Genomic DNA, 18,548 nt, shown 5'->3' with positions numbered 1-18,548 from the left:
TGATTCAGTATAATCTCCCACGGGAGGCATCCCCAAGTGCCGAGCGTTGTTGAGAGGATTCTTTATTTCAACATATATAGTCGTAATTTTTTACAGCAGTATGGAGTCATCTATTATTGCCAGGAGAGGAGACATTATATGGATACGTTACAAGAACGTGCAATACTTGTTGGGGTGCATGAACAAAAAGACGAGCATTTCGAATATGCAATGGAAGAATTGAAAAACCTTGCTGAAGCGCTTGACGTCGAAGTCGTTGGAGAAGTAACGCAAAAAATGGAGCGACGCCATGCGGGTCATTATGTTGGAAAAGGGAAAATTGATGAAATTCAAAACTATTATGAGGAATTGGATGCGAACTTAATCATATTCAACGATGAACTTTCGCCGTCGCAGATTCGAAATATAGAACAAGAGCTGAATTGTAAAGTCATCGATCGTACAATGCTAATCCTGGACATATTTGCAAGACGCGCAAAAACTAGCGAAGCACGGATGCAAGTTGAACTGGCCCAACTTCATTACATGCTTCCTAGACTCGTCGGTTTACGTGCATCACTCGGCAGACAAGGAGGAGGCACGGGCGGCGGTCTTCAAAATAAGGGTGCCGGGGAAACAAAGCTTGAGCTGGACCGTCGGAAAATTGAAGACCAGATTGCTAAATTGGGCCATGATCTCAATCATGTAAAAGATCAACGCGAAACGCAACGTAAACAACGCAAGAAAAGTGGCACGCCCGTCGTTTCAATCGTCGGCTATACAAATGCAGGAAAGTCAACATTGATGAATCAATTACTGAAGAAAATGGATGGGGACAACGCGAAACAAGTATTTGAAGAAAATATGTTATTTGCAACGCTCGATACGTCTGTGCGGAAAGTGGAACTTGCGGATAATAAAGAATTCATATTGACGGATACGGTCGGTTTCGTCTCGAAACTTCCGCATCATCTTGTAAAAGCATTCCGTTCAACATTGGAAGAAGCACGCGATGCAGATTTACTTCTCCATGTCGTTGATGTGTCGAATTCAGAACACGACTATATGATGGAAGTAACGAATGACACACTGCAAGACGTTGGTGTGCAAAATGTATCCACCCTTAATATTTACAATAAAGCAGATCTTGCAGAAATCCCTTATCCCAAAGTGAGTGATAATAGCATCTGGCTTTCCGCAAAGGAAGGCAAAGGACTAAACGAGCTCATTGAATTGATAAAAAGACATATTTTCGGCCAGTATACAACGTGTAAACTGCTTATTCCATTCGACCGTGGCGATATTGTCGCTTTTTTAAATGATAAAGCAAATGTCAAAACAACGTCATATGAAGAAGAAGGAACATTAATGACCGTAGAAATGAATGCGGCAGATCGAAAAAAAATAGAAGAATTCATAATTAGTCACTAAGAAAAGCTTCTGCGCCTTGAACAGGGGCGACAGGCATAAGCCGGAACGGAAAGGCGGCGCACTTTGCCGCATAGCCGTGCCGGCTTATGACCCGAGCCCCTAGGCGCAGAAGCTGGACAAAAAGAAAAGCTTCTGCGCCTATGTCAGCCCCGACAAGCACTGGAGGTTTCGAAAACAATGGCGTACTTTGCCATTGCTTTCGAAACCGAAGTGACTCGAGGGGCTAGGCGCAGAAGCTGGACATAAAATAAGCTGCACCGCATGACCTTATTGGTCCTGCGGTGCAGCTTTCTTCTATCTAAGAGAAAGGGGGTGGGATAATTGTAGTATACCCGCTTTCTTACTTGTTAAACCTTCTGAAATTGAATATTATGCAACCGGGCAAAAACACCGCCATGATTTACGAGTTCATCGTACTTGCCATCTTCAGCAATACCGTTTTCAGTGATAACTACTACACGATCTGCATCACGAATTGTGGCCAATCGATGTGCAATGACCAATGTCGTACGATTTTCTGAGAGTTCGGCGAGCGATTGTTGTATGATGCGTTCGGTTTCTGTATCGAGTGCAGATGTTGCCTCATCCAAAATAAGGATGGGTGGGTTTTTCAGGAACATACGAGCAATTGCAAGGCGTTGTTTCTGTCCGCCCGACAGCTTTAATCCACGCTCACCAATCTGCGTTTCATAACCATCCGGCAATTTGGAGATAAACTCGTCAAGATGGGCCCGATTTGCAGCTTTGAATATTTCAGCATCAGACGCATCCAATTTTCCATATGCGATATTTTCCTTAACCGTACCAGTAAATAGGAATACGTCCTGCTGAACAATACCGATTTGTGAGCGTAGTGAATGCTGGGTCATATTCCGAACATCGATACCGTCGATTGTTATAGCACCTTCATTGACGTCATAGAAACGTGGAATGAGTGAACAAATCGTCGTTTTCCCCGCGCCTGAAGGACCTACAAAGGCAATTGTTTGTCCCGCGCGGACAGATAAGTCGATGCCATTTAAAACGGTTTTTTCACCTTCATAACTGAAATAGACATTGTCGAAAGTGATATTCCCTTGTAGACGTGGTACGGTGATTGCATCTTTGCAATCCAAAATTTCAGGTTCCTCATCGATCAAATCAAGGAATCGTTGGAACCCGGCCATCCCTTTTGGATACAATTCAAGTAATGCGCTTATTTTATCAACCGGTTTGATAAGGATATTAACGAATAAGATAAAGCTTACCAGTTCACCAATTAACAACTTATCGTTCAGTGTAAACCAGGCACCCACAATAAGGACGATGAGTGTGACGAGGCGGGTCGTCATATAAATGCTGGAATGCGTCCAAGCCATTACGTTGTAGGCGACAAGTTTGGCAATCCTAAAATTACCGTTATCTGTATGAAAACGTGCCATTTCAAATTTCTCATTTGTGAAGGATTTGACAACGCGTGCACCTGAAACGGAATCTTCTACCCGCGCATTCACATCCGCAATTTTCCCATACATGTTTTGCCACGCTGCGTTCATCTTGATATTACAAAACGTAACCAGCACGATTAGGAATGGCACCATTAAAATAGCAATGATTGCAAGTTCGGGATTGATGGTATACATAAGTATGAATGCACCTATAAGTGTTAGAAATGCGATGAATACATCTTCGGGACCGTGGTGGGCGAGTTCCCCGATATCAAATAAGTCATTTGTAATCCGACTCATTAAATGACCGGTTTTTGTATTGTCAAAGAAACGGAATGATTGGCGGTGGACATGATTGAACAGTTGCTGACGCATGTCCGTTTCGATATTGATGCCTAGTTTATGACCTAGATAGCTGACGATATATTGTAAGAACGTGCTCAATAGGTAGACAACTAGTAAAAGAACGCTGATCGTGATGATTTTACTCCAATCACCTTTTGGCAACAATTCATCGATGAACCATTGAACTGCCATAGGAAAAGCGAGTTCAAGTAAAGCCACAAAAACTGCACTTGAAAAGTCGATGATAAACAAACGTTTATGCGGCTTGTAATATGAAAAAAACTTTTTCAACATATATATCGAATCCCCTTTTTCTTCGTTATTGGCAAGTATAGCGGATTCTGTTATAGAAAACGACCTTTAATTTCTAAAACCGAAACAATAATTGGTGGGTCGTAAGAAGGGATACATTTTATGAGCAAAAGTATTCAAAAGTCTTAGTTTAACAAAATAGATGGAACCCTTCTCTTTTTGTTCCGTATGATTAGATGTAGCATAATTTACTAAATGGAAGGAAGCGAATAACATGAAGAATTGGATTAAGGGGATAGCAGCCGGAGTCCTTGTACTTGGACTTAGTGCATGCAACACAACTGCAGAGCCGAAAAAGGATCCGGAAACAGGAAAGAAAGTGGAAGTTCAAAACGAGAGCAAAATGACTGCGCAAGAAGTATACGAAAAAGTGATAGCAGCATCTGAAGAGCAAAAGAGTATGCATGCTAAAATGGATATCGATCAAGCGATTGAAGTACCAAGCGAAGATTTCAACATGACTAGTACTATCAAAATGGATATGGACATGATAGTGGATCCGCTTGCCATGTATCAGAAGATGTCCATGGACATGGGTGAACAAGGCACAATGGATACAGAGATTTATATGACAGAAGAAGGGTTCTTCATGCATGATCCTGAAAATGACCAATGGTTGAAAATGCCTGCTGGGATGTCTGAAGATATGATGGCTCAAATGGGTAACGGTGCAGACCCGACGCTGGACATGAAAATGTTTAAAGACTTCGTTGAAGACTTTGAATTTGAACAAACAGACGATGAATATATTCTTACACTTGTTGCATCGGGGGAGAAATTCACTAGCCTAATTCAAAAGACGGTAGCCGATAATATGCCAGCAGGTATGGAAATGGGTGAAGAGGAAACTGAAATGATGAAGAACATGAAAGTGGAAAAACTAAACTACAAAATTTTCATCGATAAAAAGACGTTTTATACAAACGCATTCGATATGGATATGGATATGACGATGACAATCGAGGGCAACGAAATGCACATTGTTCAGAAGATGAATGCTGTTATAAGCAAAATCAACGAAATCGATACGATTAAAGTTCCACAGGAAGTACTTGATAAAACTGTCGATATAGGAGAGATGAATGGGCAGTGACTAGCGAACGCCGGGTAAAACTACCGGCTTTTTTTTATGCATTTTTCTCATTGATAATCGTTTTCATTTATTAATTGACACAGCAATCTAACATGCTATAATTGATTTTGTAGCTAAATGATAATGGTTTTCATTTAAGGATTCTCATTTAGATGCAAATAATCGATATCGGGGAATACCCATGAAAATACGTTACATGATCATTACATTAATCATTCTTTCATTCCTATCACTTTTTGTAGGAGTGAGCCACATCACGCCGTTGGATCTGCTTAATTTCAAATCGGACGAAATGGAAGTTTTCTTAATCAGCCGAGTGCCAAGACTAGTTGCCATCCTCTTAGCAGGCGCCGGGATGAGTATCGCAGGTCTTATTATGCAACAGTTGAGCAGGAACAAATTTGTTTCGCCGACAACAGCAGGTACGCTTGATGCTACACGGCTTGGAATTCTTGTCTCGATGCTACTGTTCACGAACGCCTCTACGATTGAAAAGATGGTTGTCGCTTTTGCATTCGCGCTTGCCGGCACGCTGCTGTTCATGCAAATCTTGGATCGCATTAAATTCAAGGACGCGATTTTCATCCCACTTGTCGGATTGATGTTCGGTAATATTTTGTCTTCCATTGCAACGTTTTTCGCATATAAAGCGAATGTCATTCAAAATATGTCAGCATGGTTGCAAGGTGATTTTTCGATGATTATGAAAGGGCGGTACGAACTTCTATACATAAGCATTCCGGTGCTGATCGTCACCTATCTCTATGCAAACCGATTCACGGTAGCAGGAATGGGGGAGGATTTCTCAAAAAATCTGGGACTTGCTTATAAACGTGTTGTTAATCTAGGACTTATACTTGTTGCGCTTATTACGACAACTGTTGTGCTAACGGTTGGTGTGATACCGTTTCTTGGTCTTATTATCCCGAATATTGTCTCAATATTCAAAGGGGATCACTTACAAAAAACGTTGCCGCATACTGCACTATTGGGTGCGATTTTCTTAATCGTCTGTGATATTTTGGGGAGAGTACTCATCTATCCTTACGAAATCTCTATCAGCTTGATGGTCGGTGTCATCGGCAGTGGTATCTTCCTATACTTGCTGTTTAGGAGGAAGGCATATGCGTAACTCAACCAAGCTCATTATTCTATCCGTAATTGCTGCTGCTTTCTGTGGACTCTATCTATTCCACGGTTTGAATGGAAGCTATGACTATGCATTGCCGCGTCGCGGTATAAAAGTATTGGCAATGGCCATCACTGGTGTAGCAATTGCTTATTCAACTGTCATTTTTCAAACGATTACGCATAACCGTATTCTGACACCGAGTATTATGGGATTGGATTCACTTTATATACTATTACAGACAGTAATTATTTTCTTCCTTGGATCGGGGCATGTAGCGATTGTTAACAAACATGTGAATTTTATTTTGTCGGTTTCGGCAATGATTGTATTTGCGCTGCTACTCTATCGCTTCCTTTTCAAAGGGGGTAAGCAACAGATTTATTTACTGCTTCTTGTAGGTATCATCGTAGGTACTTTTTTCGGAAGCATCTCGACATTCCTGCAAGTGCTCATCGATCCGAATGAATTCATGCGGGTCCAGGATAAGATGTTCGCCAGTTTCAATAATATCAGTGGGGATCTTGTTTGGTGGGCACTCGGAATTATCTTTATCTGCTTTGTCATCGGATGGAGATCCATCCATGACTTGGACGTCTTGTCTCTAGGCAGAGACACCGCCATAAACCTTGGGGTCTCTTACGATAGAGTCGTCAAAACGATGCTTATCCTGTCAGCGATTCTTATTGCAGTTTCGACTGCACTTGTCGGACCTATTACCTTTTTCGGTTTGATCGTCGCGAATCTGTCCTACCAGTTTTTCAAAACATATAAGCATTCCATACTTATCACTGGCGCATCTATTATGAGTATCATTGCCCTCATTGGGGGACAATGGGTTGTCGAACGGGTATTCACGTTTTCAACAACACTGAGTGTTATCGTCAATTTCATCGGTGGTATTTACTTTATCTACTTACTATTAAAGGAGAGTCGATCTACATGATCCAAGTCCGTGAACTTTCAAAGTTTTATGGGAAAAAGGCCGTCGTTGAAAAGGCCAATGTAAATATTCATCGTGGAAAGATCACGTCCTTCATCGGCCCGAATGGTGCTGGTAAATCGACACTTCTCTCAATGGTGAGCAGACTTTTAGATGCGGATACGGGTGAAGTGATTGTTGATAATGACAATGTCAAACGTATGAAATCGAATGAGTTTTCAAAACGAGTTTCAATTCTAAAGCAATCGAACTTCATGAACGTCAAATTGACGATACGTGAGCTTGTATCATTCGGTCGATTTCCACATTCCAGAGGAAGACTAACAGCTGAAGATTTACGTATCGTGAATCAGTCGATGGATTATATGGATTTGATGGGGATGCAACATGATTACCTCGATGAATTATCGGGCGGGCAACGACAACGCGCATTTATCGCCATGGTCATCGCCCAGGATACAGATTATATCCTGTTGGACGAACCATTGAACAACTTGGATATGAAGCACTCTGTTCAGATAATGAAAATCCTAAGAAGACTTGTTGATGAACTTGGTAAAACAGTCGTCATCGTTTTACATGACATCAACTTCGCATCTGTCTATTCAGATAGAATTGTAGCGCTTAAAGATGGACACATCGTCAAAGATGGAACAACTGATGATATTATAAACTCCGATGTATTAAAGGAGATTTATGATATGGATATACCTATAAAACAAATGAAGAATTGTCGTATATGCGTGTACTTTAACTCTTAAACCCAAAGGATGATACTGATGAAGAAAATTACAATGACACTAATCATGTTCACATTATTGGCTATGCTTGCTGCATGCGGAACAAAAGATGATAAGAAACCCGAGACTTCAGCAACGGACACGAAAGATATTGAAACGATCAAAGTTACCCATGAACTTAGCGAAGAAGCTGTAGAAGTTAAGAAAAACCCGAAAAAAGTTGTTGTTTTCGATTTCGGGCTACTCGATACATTCGACGAACTGGGGATTGAAGTAGCAGGCCTTCCACAAGCGAACATTCCTGCATACCTTTCGAAATATGAAGATGAAAAGTACGCGAACCTAGGAAGTTTAAAAGAACCTGACCTTGAAAAAATCCATGCTTTGAAACCGGATGTCATCTTCATTTCCGGACGCCAAGCTGAGATGTACAAAGAACTAAGCGAAATTGCACCAACTGTCTATGTAGGAATAGATGCATCAAATTACATGGATTCATTCAAACACAATATGGAATTGGTCGGCGAAATATTTGGTAAAGAGGACGAAGTGAAAAGTGAGCTTGCTGACATTGATAAGCAAATCGAAGCTATCAATGAAAAAACCGCAGCATCTGATTCAAAGGCATTGATTATCCTAGGTAGTGAAGGGAAAGTAAGTGCGTATGGGCCGAGCTCACGTTTTGGACTAATTCATGATGTATTCGGTTATAAAGCAGCTGATGAAAAGATTGAAGTATCCACACACGGTCAAAATATTACTTTTGAATATATTATGGAAACAAACCCAGATGTTCTCTTTGTAGTAGACCGTGATGCAGCAATCGGCGGAGATGCAAGTGCAAAAGATTCGATTGAAAATGAATTGGTAAAGAAAACGAATGCTTATAAAAATGATAAGATCATATACTTGAATGCGGACTACTGGTATCTCTCTGGTGGCGGTCTTCTATCTATGAAGGAAATGGTCAAAGAAATCGATGCTAGCTTATAAAAAGAAGTGAAAGAATCGTCATCCTGTATAATGGATGGCGGTTTTTTTTGTATTTAATTTTTGAAAAGGCTCTTGTCACGAACCGTTTCTTGGCTTATAGTTAACTAGTGTCTTTACACCAGTATACTCATGTGGGGGAATTGATTGTGAAACAAAAGAAAAAGCAGATATCGAGAAATAAATTACTTGCTCTTGCAGGTACCGGTTGGTTATTCGATGCGATGGACGTTGGTATTTTATCATTCGTTATCGCGGCAATTGCGGTTGAGTGGCAGTTGACACCGACTGAAATGGGTTGGATTGGTAGTGTCAACTCGATTGGTATGGCCGTTGGTGCATTCGGCTTTGGATTACTAGCGGACCGGGTCGGACGTAAGAATGTATTCATGATGACACTTGTTTTGTTCTCTGTAGCAAGTGGATTGTCCGCATTAACCACAACGCTTGCCGCATTTCTAGTTCTACGCTTTTTTGTCGGAGCGGGACTTGGCGGAGAATTACCTGTTGCGTCAACACTCGTTTCTGAAAGTGTAGCGGCACACGAACGAGGACGAGTTGTTGTTTTGTTGGAAAGTTTTTGGGCAGCGGGATGGTTATTAGCCGCATTGATAGCGTACTTTATCATCCCTGAATTCGGTTGGAGAGTGGCACTGATTATTACGGCACTGCCAGCATTTTATGCGATTTATTTGCGTCGTAAATTACCCGACTCACCAAAGTTTGAAACAGAGGGTGAACCAAAGCAATCCGTTATTGAGAAACTGAAAAGCCTATGGTCAAAAAAGTATGTACGAAGAACACTTATGTTGTGGATAGTTTGGTTCACCGTTGTCTTTTCGTATTATGGCATGTTCCTTTGGTTACCAAGTGTCATGGTGCTAAAAGGTTTTGGACTTATTAAGAGTTTCGGCTATGTGCTCATCATGACTTTAGCTCAGTTGCCAGGCTACTTTTCAGCCGCTTGGTTGATTGAAAAAGCAGGCCGGAAGTTTGTTCTCGCTACATATCTTCTTGGAACTGCAGCGAGTGCACTCTTTTTTGGAAATGCAGATACATTACCGATGCTTCTTATTTCAGGTGCATTGCTGTCATTCTTCAACTTAGGTGCTTGGGGTGCTTTATACGCTTATTCCCCGGAACAGTACCCGACAGCTATTCGTGCAACAGGTTCCGGTATGGCTGCAGCGGTCGGACGGATTGGCGGCATTTTCGGACCACTTCTTGTCGGTTCTTTGCTAGCGGCTGGCTATGATTTCGGTATCATCTTCGGTATCTTCTGCGGCACAATCGTTATTGGTGTTATAGCGGTAGTACTTTTAGGGACAGAAACGAAACAAATGGAATTGGAATGAAAGATGAAAGGCTGCTCGTTGCGCCAAATTTTACTTGGCGTAAGGGGTAGTCTTTTTAATTCTGAAAAAATATGTGTATCCACGTTTTGAATTATTGTGTTGCACATGTGAGGTGGTGATAAACAGGTCTGTGGCGGTGATAAAGTGAGTTGAGTCGGTGATAACCAGGTTCATGGCGGTGGTAAAGTGAAGTGTGCCGGTGATAACCAGATTCCAAGCAGTGACAAAGTAAAGTATTTCATTCTGCAAAAAAAGCCTTTCCTTTAGCAGGAAGGACTTCTTTTGTTAGAATGAAGTAAAACGAAAAGAGTGGTCCGATGTTCCGTATCCCTGAATCGATTGCAGATCTAGGTAAGCAGCGAATAGAAGGTTTTCCCGTGGAAGGATTCGTTTATGGAGAAGGCCCGAAAGAACCCGAACTTATGCTCATTGGAGAGGCCCCTGGCGAATTTGAACTGGTTGATGGCATTCCGTTCATTGGCCGGGCCGGCAAGGAATTAATGAAGTCGCTAGCATCAATTGGGTTGTCGCGTGAAGATGTTTATATTACAAGTGCTGTACGTAGTAGGCCCTACAAATGGGGCACGAAAAAGAACCGTGACGGAACGCTAACCGAACGAAAATATAACCGACCACCAACACAAAAAGAAATTTTGGCCCATGCACCAGTGCTCGATTACGAGTTATTGAATATAAAGCCGAAACTGATTGTCACGCTCGGAAATGTAGGGTTACAGCGGCTATTGGGAAAAGAAGCGAAAGTGACACAATTTCATGGACAACTGTTGGAACGACCGGTTCAATACTTACATGAACTTGAAGATACTGCATTCAAATGGTCTGCGGAAAACTATAGGATTGTACCCACATTTCACCCGGCATCGATTTTTTATCGTCCTTCGCATAGACCCAATCTGGAAGCAAATTGGTTGGAGATTGGACGCATACTGAAAGAGATGGAATGACTGGCAAAAGTCCAAAACGAATGAGAGAAGTGAAGAACGTGGAAATAAAGGGGAAAAAGAAGAAAACAGCTACTACTAAAGACTTTTTTGCGTTACTGAAAAAGTTGAAATGGCCGATTGGGGTTACCGTTGTTGCACTCATTCTTTCGTTGGCAGAAACAATTGCAGGACTTGTTATTCCACTTATAACTAAGGATCTTGTCGATACGTTATCGAGCGCATTGTTCAGCTGGAAAACGGCGGTTCTGCTCTTCACAATTTTTGTCGTGCAGGCAATTACAGGCGGCTTTTCACATTATATGCTCACTTACATCGGGGAAACAATTGTTGCAGACCTCAGAAGCAAACTGTGGAATAAGGTGCTTCGTCTCCCTGTACCGTATTTTGATGGAAATGAAACCGGCGAAACAATGAGCCGGATTACACAAGATACAACCACTTTGAAAGAACTTGTGACGAATCATTTAGTCACGTTCATATCAGGCATTATCTCGATTGTCGGATCCATCATTATTCTCTTTTTCTTGGATTGGAAAATGACGCTTATCATGTTGATAAGTGTTCCTGTCAGCATGGCGATCTTTATCCCACTCGGACGGATTATGCATAAAGTGGCAAAAGGGACGCAAGCTGAAATGGCAACGTTTTCAGGTCATCTGAGCCGTGTATTAGGGGATATTCGTTTGGTAAAAGCATATCGGGCGGAGCAGACCGAGGCTGCACAAGGTGAAAAAGCAATCCGGACGTTATTCGGTTTTGGATTGAAAGAAGCGAGAATCCAGGCAGTTATTTCGCCAGTCATGACACTTACGATGATGAGTATTTTGGTTGTCATACTCGGCTATGGTGGTGCGCAAGTATCACGCGGCGCTCTTTCTGCCGGAACACTTGTAGCCATCATCTTTTTCATGTTCCAAATTATTGTACCGTTCGCTCAAATGGCTTCATTTTTCACTTCGTTCCAAAAAGCGGTTGGAGCAACGGAACGAATTCAACATATACTTGTAATGGAAAGTGAATTGCCGTCTGGTATACCTGCCGCCCCTTCTGGAAAAATACGATTTGATAACGTGCATTTCGCATATGAAACTGGCAAAGAAGTGCTTAAAGGAATTACGTTTGAAGCGCAACCGGGAACAGTTACGGCATTTGTCGGACCAAGTGGCGGCGGGAAAACGACTTTGTTTTCTTTACTCGAACGGTTTTATCAACCGACTGCCGGAGAAATTTCAATTGGTGAAAGCCCCATAAATACAATTGCATTATCTGATTGGCGTGCAAAGATTGGGTACGTTTCACAAGAAAGCCCTTTATTGAGTGGCTCAATTCTCGATAACATTGCATACGGATTAGAAATAAGACCTTCTCCAGAAAAAGTGCGGGCTGCGGCTCAATCAGCAAATGCACTCGACTTCATAGAAGCAATGCCAGATCAATTTGAAACATTGGTCGGTGAGCGCGGTATGAAATTATCTGGCGGCCAACGTCAACGTATCGCAATTGCACGAGCGTTGTTGTATAATCCGGAAATTCTTTTGTTGGATGAAGCAACATCGAACTTGGATAGTGGTTCTGAAATACATGTACAAGAAGCGCTAGTACGGCTTATGGAAGGACGGACGACGCTTATTATTGCACACCGTTTAGCGACTGTTATCCATGCGGATCAATTGATTTTCTTGGAAGAGGGAAAAGTTACAGGCGTTGGCAAACATAGCGAATTGTACAATGAACATGAATTATATCGTGAATTCGCAAAAGGACAAGGGTTATCTTAATCAGAAAAGGGAAAAGGAATGAAAACGGAGCATAGTCTTTGATTCGTTTTTGAAAATGGAATAAAAAGTTTTCGAGATGGAACGAGGATGCAAAGAATTTCTTCAGGCATACTGTATTCTTCCTGCAAATTATAGAAACAATGTGCTATATAGCGGAGGGCTGATAGATGTATAAACCGATTTCTGACTCATTTTTTGAAGTACCTGTTCTTGAATTGGCACAAAACCTAGTAGGTCAATACATTGTTCACAATCTAGAGAATGGGCCACTTGTCGCCCGTATTGTTGAAACAGAGGCATATCACGGTCCTGAAGATCAGGCGGCCCACAGTTTCAGTAACCGCCCGACAAAGCGGACAGAGGTAATGTTCGGTAGGGCTGGGCTTGTCTATACGTATCAAATGCACACCCATACGTTGATGAACGTTGTTGCCGGAGCTGTCGGTACACCACATGCAGTTCTCATACGTGCTGGAGAACCCATCGAAGGCCTTGAACAGATGGGGAATAACCGTGGGAATCATATGAAGATGAAAGATTGGACAAATGGGCCTGGAAAGTTAACAAAAGCACTTGGTGTCAACATGGATTACTACGGTCGTCATTGGACTGAAGAACCTTTATTCATCGCCGAAGGTCCGGGGGCGATTGAAGTAGTTACTGGTCCACGCGTCGGCATCGGCAACTCAGGAGAAGCCGTCGATTATCCGTGGCGCTTTTTTGAAAAAGATAATCCATTCGTCTCAAAATATCGTCCTTGAGTTTGGTTAGCCGAGGAGAGTGGTATAGAAGCAAGGGATGATTAAAAACGGACTATGAAGGGGTGTAATGATTACATGGTTAAAATTGCTACACTAATTACGGATCTATTTGAGGACTCAGAGTATACTGAACCTGCAAAAGCATTTAGAGAGGCCGGTCATGAAGTGAAAACAATCGAGAAAAAAGCAGGTACGGAAGTGAAGGGCAAACGCAATGAGGCGACAGTGAAGATAGACTACGGAATTGATGATGTTAAACCCGAAGACTTCGATGCGCTGTTCATACCGGGTGGTTTCTCACCGGACCAGTTACGTGCAGATGAACGATTTGTAAAATTCACGAGGTCATTCATGGACGCCAAAAAACCAGTATTTGCAATCTGTCATGGACCCCAATTGCTGATTACGGCAAAAACGTTGGAGGGGAGAGACGCCACTGGATACCAATCGATTAAAGTGGATATGGAAAACGCAGGAGCTAAATACGCAGATAAAGAAGTGGTTGTCTGTCAAAATCAGCTCGTGACAAGTCGATCACCAGAGGATATACCGGCATTTAATCGGGAGTCCCTAAACATTTTGAATGGCTAATTGTGTACTTTCAATCATATAGTTAGATGAAAAAAGACCAGTACTGGTCTTTTTTTTTATGGTAAATACTATATATAAGAAGGTTAACCTCCTCGAACCTCAATCTTCGTAAAGAATGCAGTTTTATTGTTGGCGATCCTATATATGTCGAACGAATGATTACATGCAATCTCCAGCGAAGGCGCCTTACCGGGGTAGCCGAAGCAATAAGACTGACAGTGGTCTTCTGGCTGGCTTATTGCGGGAGGCATCCCCAAGCGCCGAGCGTTGTTGGGAGGATTCTTTATGTCAACATATATAGTTGTTAAAAAGTTAAAAAGTTAAGGAAGGGGTCATGGATAAAATACTTAAAATAGCAAGTGCTTTCATTGGAATCATTGTAGGGGCTGGTTTTGCTAGCGGTCAGGAAATTTTAAAATACTTTACAAGCTTCGGTTTGCTCGGAACGATAGGGGCAATTGTTTCTACAGCTTTATTCGCATATCTTGGAATGGTTTTGACGCAGCTGGGAAGCCGCATGCAGACAAGTTCACATAAAGATGTAATTTATAAAATCAGTGGTCGGTACTTAGGAATACTTGTTGACTTTATTATTATCCTCACGTTATTTGGCGTTGGTGTCGTAATGATTGCGGGCGCAGGTTCTAACTTGAATCAGCAATTTGGTTTGCCGCCATTGGTAGGTAGTTTATTGATGGTTGTGATTGTCTTTCTTACAATTTTACTCAATGTCGATAAAGTTATTGGCGTTATCGGCAGTATAACTCCCTTTCTTATTCTTTCAGTTATGGGCGTTTCTATCTATTGTTTACTGACGATGGATACTTCTTTTGATTCGTTGAATTCAACTGCGATAGAAGTGCCAACAACGTTACCTAACTGGTTCATCTCAGCCATTAATTATGTTTCACTTAATATCGCAGTAGGTGTATCGATGGCGCTAGTAATGGGTGGTTCAGAAAAGGATGAAAGAATCGCAAAGTGGGGTGGTTTTTTAGGAGGACTGGGGCTTGGAGTTCTGATTTTGTTGAGCCACTTGGCTATATTCTCTAAAGTCGATATTGTGAAAGACGCTGACTTTCCGATGTTGGCAATCATGAACGACATTTCACCGATCCTCGCGATTTTCATGGCGTTCATCTTGTATGGTATGATTTTCAATACCGCGGTCAGCATGTTCTATGCGTTTGGAGCACGTTTCATTCAAATTGGGACGATACAGTTTAAGGAATTTGTTTTCGTTACACTACTTATCGGTTTTGTGCTAAGTTTTTTCGGTTTTACGAAACTTGTTGACCTATTCTATCCGATAATTGGCTATCTTGGTTTGTTCCTTGTTGCGGCGCTCATTTTCGCATCGTTTTGGATGCCTGAGAAAGTGAAAAGATAATCCAGTCATTACATGCAAATATATAATGGAGAGAAAAGAGAAACCGTCACATCCAATTGGATGTGACGGTTTCTCTTTGTGTTATGCGCGTGCTAATTCAAGCTGGATAGCAGGACCGAAGAATTCGAAATGTACTTTTTCTTCAGGGACCCCATTTGCATACAAGCCGCTAATGACAGCTTGCATGAATGGTGCTGGTCCACATACATAGACATCGCTACCTTCAAGAACATGTTCAGCCAAAAACTCTTTGTTGATAAATCCATCGCCTTCTTCAGAATACAGAACAGCATAGTTGGAGTCATTCATCGAATTAGTCAACTCTTGTAACGTTGTAGCGAACGCATGTTGTTTGCGGGTACGTGCAGAGTGTAAAAATGAAACAGGACGATCAGGTGTTGTTTTTGCGATTGTTTCATACATTGCCATCATCGGAGTAATACCGACTCCGCCGCTAATCAACGTAACAGATGTATTCTTTTCTGTGTCGAGGTGGAAGTCACCCGACGGAGCACTTACTTCGATTACGTCACCAATATTCATATTGTCATGTAGGTGTACGGAAACTTTGCCGTGCGGTTTACGCTCTGCTTCACGTTTGATAGATATTCGGTACGTTTCTTCACATGGTGCCTGTGATAGGCTATATTGACGGTTCAATGTGAATTCTTCTCCAGGAATCGTGATGCGAACACCGATGAATTGACCTGGTTTATATGAAGGTAATTTTTTACCATCTTCAGGCTTCAAGTAAAATGACGTGATCACATCACTTTCTTCGACTTTGTCCGCAATGATAAAGTTCTTGAATGTTTCCCAACCTTCATCCGCTTGTACAGCATTTGAATACATGTCTTTTTCGATGCCTATGAAGACGTTTGCGATTGTTTCATAAGCTTCAGTCCATGCAGTAATAATTTCAGGTGTTGCAGCATCGCCCAATACTTCTTTAATAGCACCAATTAGATAATAGCCGACGATTGGATAATGGTCTTTTTGAATGCCTAAAGATTTATGCTTATGTGCAATCTGTGTAACGGAAGGTAGAATAGCACCGAGATTGTCTATATTAGCAGCGGCAGCATAAACAGTGTTTGCTAAAGCGGCCTGTTGGCGACCTTGCGCCTGGTTTCCATGATTGAAAATGTTGAGAAGTTCAGGACGGGCCTCGAACATATTTTTATAAAACACAGTTGTAATTGTATTCCCGTGTTGTTCCAAAACGGGTACAGTTGATTTGATAATGTTGATTGTTTCTTGTGATAGCATTTGCGTGCACAACCTTTCTTGTTTTGTTAAGTTAACAATAAACCATGCTGATATTTAAAGCTATATAATAAATGCATGTTTAAAAAGTGTTAAGATTTCAGTCACATTTCCAACACGGAATCGCCACAAATAGTGTAGTATATATATAGAAATAGGGAATTCCCTTAAAGATGCTATGGGTCCTGTGAGGGTACTGTAAGCTTGGCTAGACAGCATTTCCAGCAGACTTTTGGTTTCGACTGTGTTTTTTTAAGATGCCTATAATCCGTTCAATATAGCTATTTAGTTGTTTGACTTATGTAGAAATAGAAAGAGTGGTGAGACGAATGCACTTAACGATGTACACAGACTTCTCTTTGCGTGTGCTTATTTTCTTGGGGGCGAAAGGAACCGGGAAAATCTCGACTGTCCAAGAAATTTCAGATACCTACGCGATATCAAAAAATCATTTGACGAAGGTTGTACACGAGCTTGGGAAAATGGGTCTCATTGAAACAACGCGGGGACGCGGGGGCGGAATCCGTTTAAACGTACAGCCTGAGCTTATTAATGTGGGCGAACTCGTACGGAAGACGGAAGATGATTTTCAACTTGTCGAATGCTTTAACTCAGAGAAAAACAGTTGTATATTATCCCCGGTTTGTAAACTGAAAGGTGCTCTACATGAAGCACTTGTTGCCTATTTATCTGTACTGGATAGTTACACGATAGCCGACTTTATCGTCAACGAAGATGAATTGACAGCGATTTTGTTCGGGCGATCTTTGTGATAAAATAAGATATGAAAAGAGCAAAAATGCAGGAGGTAATTTTACATGGGAAAAGTTTTTGTAACAGGACATAAAAATCCGGACACAGATTCGATTGCGTCCGCTATTAGCTACGCCTATCTTAAACAGCAAATCGGGATGAACGCAGAAGCGGTACGTATCGGTGTTGTGAATAACGAAACAGCATACGCACTTGAATACTTCGGATTCGAAGCGCCACGCCTGATTGAAAAAGCGGCGCCTGAAGTTGCTGAAATCATTCTTGTGGATCACAACGAAAAGCAACAAAGCGTAGATGATTTTGACGATGTGCGTGTAATTGAAGTTGTCGACCACCATCGAATCGCGAACTTCGAAACGAATGATCCACTCTATTACCGTGCGGAACCGGTCGGTTGTACCGCAACAATTTTGAATAAGTTATATAAAGAGCATAATGTGGAAATCCCGAAAAACATTGCAGGACTTATGTTATCTGCTCTTATTTCGGACTCGCTTTTGTTTAAATCGCCAACATTTACGGAACAAGACCGGGTAGCGGCAGATGAAATGGCTACCTTGGCAGGTGTGGATGCGCTTGAGTATGGATTGGACATGCTAAAAGCCGGTGCGGATTTGAGCAATAAAACACTCGAAGACCTTGTGAAACTAGATGCGAAAGAATTTGCTATTAATGAAGCGAAAGTTGAAATCGCCCAGGTTAACGCAATAGATGTCAACGATGTGATGAAACGTCAACCAGAGTTGGAAAATTTACTATACCGAGTTATTGCGGAAAAGGGACTTGATTTGTTCTTGTTCGTCGTAACAGACATTTTGAATAACGATTCAATCGTCCTTGCACTTGGTAAAGAAGCAGATCGTGCAAGTGCGGCATTCGATGTTACATTAGTGAACAATACAGCAACATTGAAAGGTGTCGTCTCAAGGAAGAAACAAATCGTTCCTGTATTGACAGAAGCATTGAAAGATGTAGAGTGAAGAAAAAAGTTTCTGTGCTTTGAAATACATTTGGGTTGGTAGTATACCCGATTATAATCTTTAAGAAAATGCTGTGCCATTTGGATGGTGCAGCATTTTTGTGATGAAATTGCCATGACAGTTCGCGCGAGCCATGACAGTTTGAGGGATTGCACTTACAGTTCGCGAGATTGCCCTTACAGTTTGAAGAATAGCCATGACAGTTCGCGCGAGCCATGACAGTTTGGAAGATTGCCCTTACAGTTTGAGGAAAAGCCATGACAGTTTGGAGAATTGCCCTTACAGTTTGAAGAATAGCC

The 18,548-nt window shown here is 41.7% G+C and carries 16 protein-coding genes; 14 read left to right on the top strand and 2 right to left on the bottom strand.

All coding sequences use genetic code 11. The features are described from left to right. Positions 1–138 precede the first annotated feature (138 nt). Positions 139–1,410: a GTPase HflX gene (gene hflX / locus FILTAD_RS02400; protein ID WP_124068910.1), complete on the top strand. Its 1,272-nt coding sequence runs from the start codon at positions 139–141 to the stop codon at positions 1,408–1,410. Positions 1,411–1,757: 347 nt separating this feature from the next. Here the strand turns inward: hflX and FILTAD_RS02395 are convergent, their stop codons facing one another. Beyond that, positions 1,758–3,476, bottom strand: coding sequence for an ABC transporter ATP-binding protein (locus FILTAD_RS02395; protein WP_124068909.1), 1,719 nt, complete (start codon positions 3,474–3,476; stop codon positions 1,758–1,760). 232 nt (positions 3,477–3,708) lie between these two features. Here FILTAD_RS02395 and FILTAD_RS02390 point away from each other — a divergent pair, with 232 nt between their 5' ends. The 11 genes from FILTAD_RS02390 (at position 3,709) to FILTAD_RS02340 (ending at position 15,229) form a co-directional block, all read left to right on the top strand. Next, positions 3,709–4,587: a DUF6612 family protein gene (locus FILTAD_RS02390; RefSeq protein ID WP_124068908.1), complete on the top strand. Its 879-nt coding sequence runs from the start codon at positions 3,709–3,711 to the stop codon at positions 4,585–4,587. Positions 4,588–4,768: 181 nt separating this feature from the next. Beyond that, positions 4,769–5,719, top strand: a complete 951-nt coding sequence (locus FILTAD_RS02385; protein WP_124068907.1) for an ABC transporter permease — start codon at positions 4,769–4,771, stop codon at positions 5,717–5,719. Beyond that, positions 5,712–6,662, top strand: coding sequence for an iron chelate uptake ABC transporter family permease subunit (locus FILTAD_RS02380; protein WP_124068906.1), 951 nt, complete (start codon positions 5,712–5,714; stop codon positions 6,660–6,662). The genes FILTAD_RS02385 and FILTAD_RS02380 overlap by 8 nt, the downstream gene beginning before the upstream one ends. Continuing rightward, positions 6,659–7,420, top strand: a complete 762-nt coding sequence (locus tag FILTAD_RS02375; protein WP_124068905.1) for an iron ABC transporter ATP-binding protein — start codon at positions 6,659–6,661, stop codon at positions 7,418–7,420. Before FILTAD_RS02380 ends, FILTAD_RS02375 begins: the two co-directional genes overlap by 4 nt. An 18-nt stretch (positions 7,421–7,438) precedes the next feature. Beyond that, positions 7,439–8,392, top strand: a complete 954-nt coding sequence (locus FILTAD_RS02370; RefSeq protein WP_124068904.1) for a siderophore ABC transporter substrate-binding protein — start codon at positions 7,439–7,441, stop codon at positions 8,390–8,392. A 146-nt stretch (positions 8,393–8,538) separates the two neighbouring features. Beyond that, on the top strand, positions 8,539–9,744 hold the full coding sequence (locus tag FILTAD_RS02365) for an MFS transporter (protein ID WP_415579381.1): 1,206 nt from the start codon (positions 8,539–8,541) through the stop codon (positions 9,742–9,744). A gap of 317 nt (positions 9,745–10,061) precedes the next feature. Further along, the gene (locus FILTAD_RS02360; protein ID WP_124068902.1) at positions 10,062–10,709 is read left to right on the top strand and encodes a uracil-DNA glycosylase; all 648 of its coding nucleotides are present in this window, start codon (positions 10,062–10,064) and stop codon (positions 10,707–10,709) included. Positions 10,710–10,729: 20 nt separating this feature from the next. Next, a complete protein-coding gene (locus FILTAD_RS02355) occupies positions 10,730–12,487 on the top strand; it encodes an ABC transporter ATP-binding protein (RefSeq protein WP_124068901.1) in 1,758 nt (585 codons plus the stop codon). Between the two features lie 167 nt (positions 12,488–12,654). Further along, complete coding sequence (locus FILTAD_RS02350) at positions 12,655–13,248, top strand: DNA-3-methyladenine glycosylase (protein WP_124068900.1); 594 nt, start codon at positions 12,655–12,657, stop codon at positions 13,246–13,248. A 75-nt stretch (positions 13,249–13,323) separates the two neighbouring features. Beyond that, the gene (locus tag FILTAD_RS02345; RefSeq protein WP_124068899.1) at positions 13,324–13,839 is read left to right on the top strand and encodes a type 1 glutamine amidotransferase domain-containing protein; all 516 of its coding nucleotides are present in this window, start codon (positions 13,324–13,326) and stop codon (positions 13,837–13,839) included. A gap of 334 nt (positions 13,840–14,173) precedes the next feature. Beyond that, positions 14,174–15,229 carry a YkvI family membrane protein gene (locus FILTAD_RS02340; protein ID WP_124068898.1) on the top strand — a complete coding sequence of 352 codons (1,056 nt, stop codon included), beginning with the start codon at positions 14,174–14,176 and terminating at the stop codon, positions 15,227–15,229. 81 nt (positions 15,230–15,310) lie between these two features. Here FILTAD_RS02340 and hmpA read toward each other — a convergent pair whose 3' ends face one another. Next, the gene (gene hmpA / locus FILTAD_RS02335; RefSeq protein ID WP_124068897.1) at positions 15,311–16,498 is read right to left on the bottom strand and encodes an NO-inducible flavohemoprotein; all 1,188 of its coding nucleotides are present in this window, start codon (positions 16,496–16,498) and stop codon (positions 15,311–15,313) included. Between the two features lie 326 nt (positions 16,499–16,824). On the opposite strand from hmpA, the gene FILTAD_RS02330 reads away from it, so the two are divergent. Both FILTAD_RS02330 and FILTAD_RS02325 read left to right on the top strand, forming a co-directional pair. After that, positions 16,825–17,268 carry an RrF2 family transcriptional regulator gene (locus FILTAD_RS02330; RefSeq protein WP_124068896.1) on the top strand — a complete coding sequence of 148 codons (444 nt, stop codon included), beginning with the start codon at positions 16,825–16,827 and terminating at the stop codon, positions 17,266–17,268. 45 nt (positions 17,269–17,313) lie between these two features. Continuing rightward, positions 17,314–18,249 (top strand): manganese-dependent inorganic pyrophosphatase, encoded by a 936-nt coding sequence (locus FILTAD_RS02325; protein ID WP_124068895.1) that lies wholly within the window; start codon positions 17,314–17,316, stop codon positions 18,247–18,249. Positions 18,250–18,548: the final 299 nt, after the last annotated feature.

Source organism: Filibacter tadaridae (genome assembly GCF_900609045.1).
GTDB classification, from domain to species: Bacteria; Bacillota; Bacilli; order Bacillales_A; family Planococcaceae; genus Sporosarcina; species Sporosarcina tadaridae.
Note: the sequence above shows the minus strand (reverse complement) of the source record. Positions and strands in the feature narration are given on the sequence as shown.

What these genes read in the sequence shown, in the direction of transcription:
- hmpA (WP_124068897.1), bottom strand. Translation starts at nt 16,498, where the DNA reads ATGCTATCACAAGAAACAATCAACATTATCAAATCAACTGTACCCGTT.
- FILTAD_RS02360 (WP_124068902.1), top strand. Translation starts at nt 10,062, where the DNA reads ATGTTCCGTATCCCTGAATCGATTGCAGATCTAGGTAAGCAGCGAATA.
- FILTAD_RS02375 (WP_124068905.1), top strand. Translation starts at nt 6,659, where the DNA reads ATGATCCAAGTCCGTGAACTTTCAAAGTTTTATGGGAAAAAGGCCGTC.
- FILTAD_RS02380 (WP_124068906.1), top strand. Translation starts at nt 5,712, where the DNA reads ATGCGTAACTCAACCAAGCTCATTATTCTATCCGTAATTGCTGCTGCT.
- FILTAD_RS02345 (WP_124068899.1), top strand. Translation starts at nt 13,324, where the DNA reads ATGGTTAAAATTGCTACACTAATTACGGATCTATTTGAGGACTCAGAG.
- FILTAD_RS02390 (WP_124068908.1), top strand. Translation starts at nt 3,709, where the DNA reads ATGAAGAATTGGATTAAGGGGATAGCAGCCGGAGTCCTTGTACTTGGA.
- FILTAD_RS02350 (WP_124068900.1), top strand. Translation starts at nt 12,655, where the DNA reads ATGTATAAACCGATTTCTGACTCATTTTTTGAAGTACCTGTTCTTGAA.
- FILTAD_RS02370 (WP_124068904.1), top strand. Translation starts at nt 7,439, where the DNA reads ATGAAGAAAATTACAATGACACTAATCATGTTCACATTATTGGCTATG.
- hflX (WP_124068910.1), top strand. Translation starts at nt 139, where the DNA reads ATGGATACGTTACAAGAACGTGCAATACTTGTTGGGGTGCATGAACAA.
- FILTAD_RS02340 (WP_124068898.1), top strand. Translation starts at nt 14,174, where the DNA reads ATGGATAAAATACTTAAAATAGCAAGTGCTTTCATTGGAATCATTGTA.
- FILTAD_RS02325 (WP_124068895.1), top strand. Translation starts at nt 17,314, where the DNA reads ATGGGAAAAGTTTTTGTAACAGGACATAAAAATCCGGACACAGATTCG.
- FILTAD_RS02330 (WP_124068896.1), top strand. Translation starts at nt 16,825, where the DNA reads ATGCACTTAACGATGTACACAGACTTCTCTTTGCGTGTGCTTATTTTC.
- FILTAD_RS02355 (WP_124068901.1), top strand. Translation starts at nt 10,730, where the DNA reads ATGAGAGAAGTGAAGAACGTGGAAATAAAGGGGAAAAAGAAGAAAACA.
- FILTAD_RS02385 (WP_124068907.1), top strand. Translation starts at nt 4,769, where the DNA reads ATGAAAATACGTTACATGATCATTACATTAATCATTCTTTCATTCCTA.
- FILTAD_RS02395 (WP_124068909.1), bottom strand. Translation starts at nt 3,476, where the DNA reads ATGTTGAAAAAGTTTTTTTCATATTACAAGCCGCATAAACGTTTGTTT.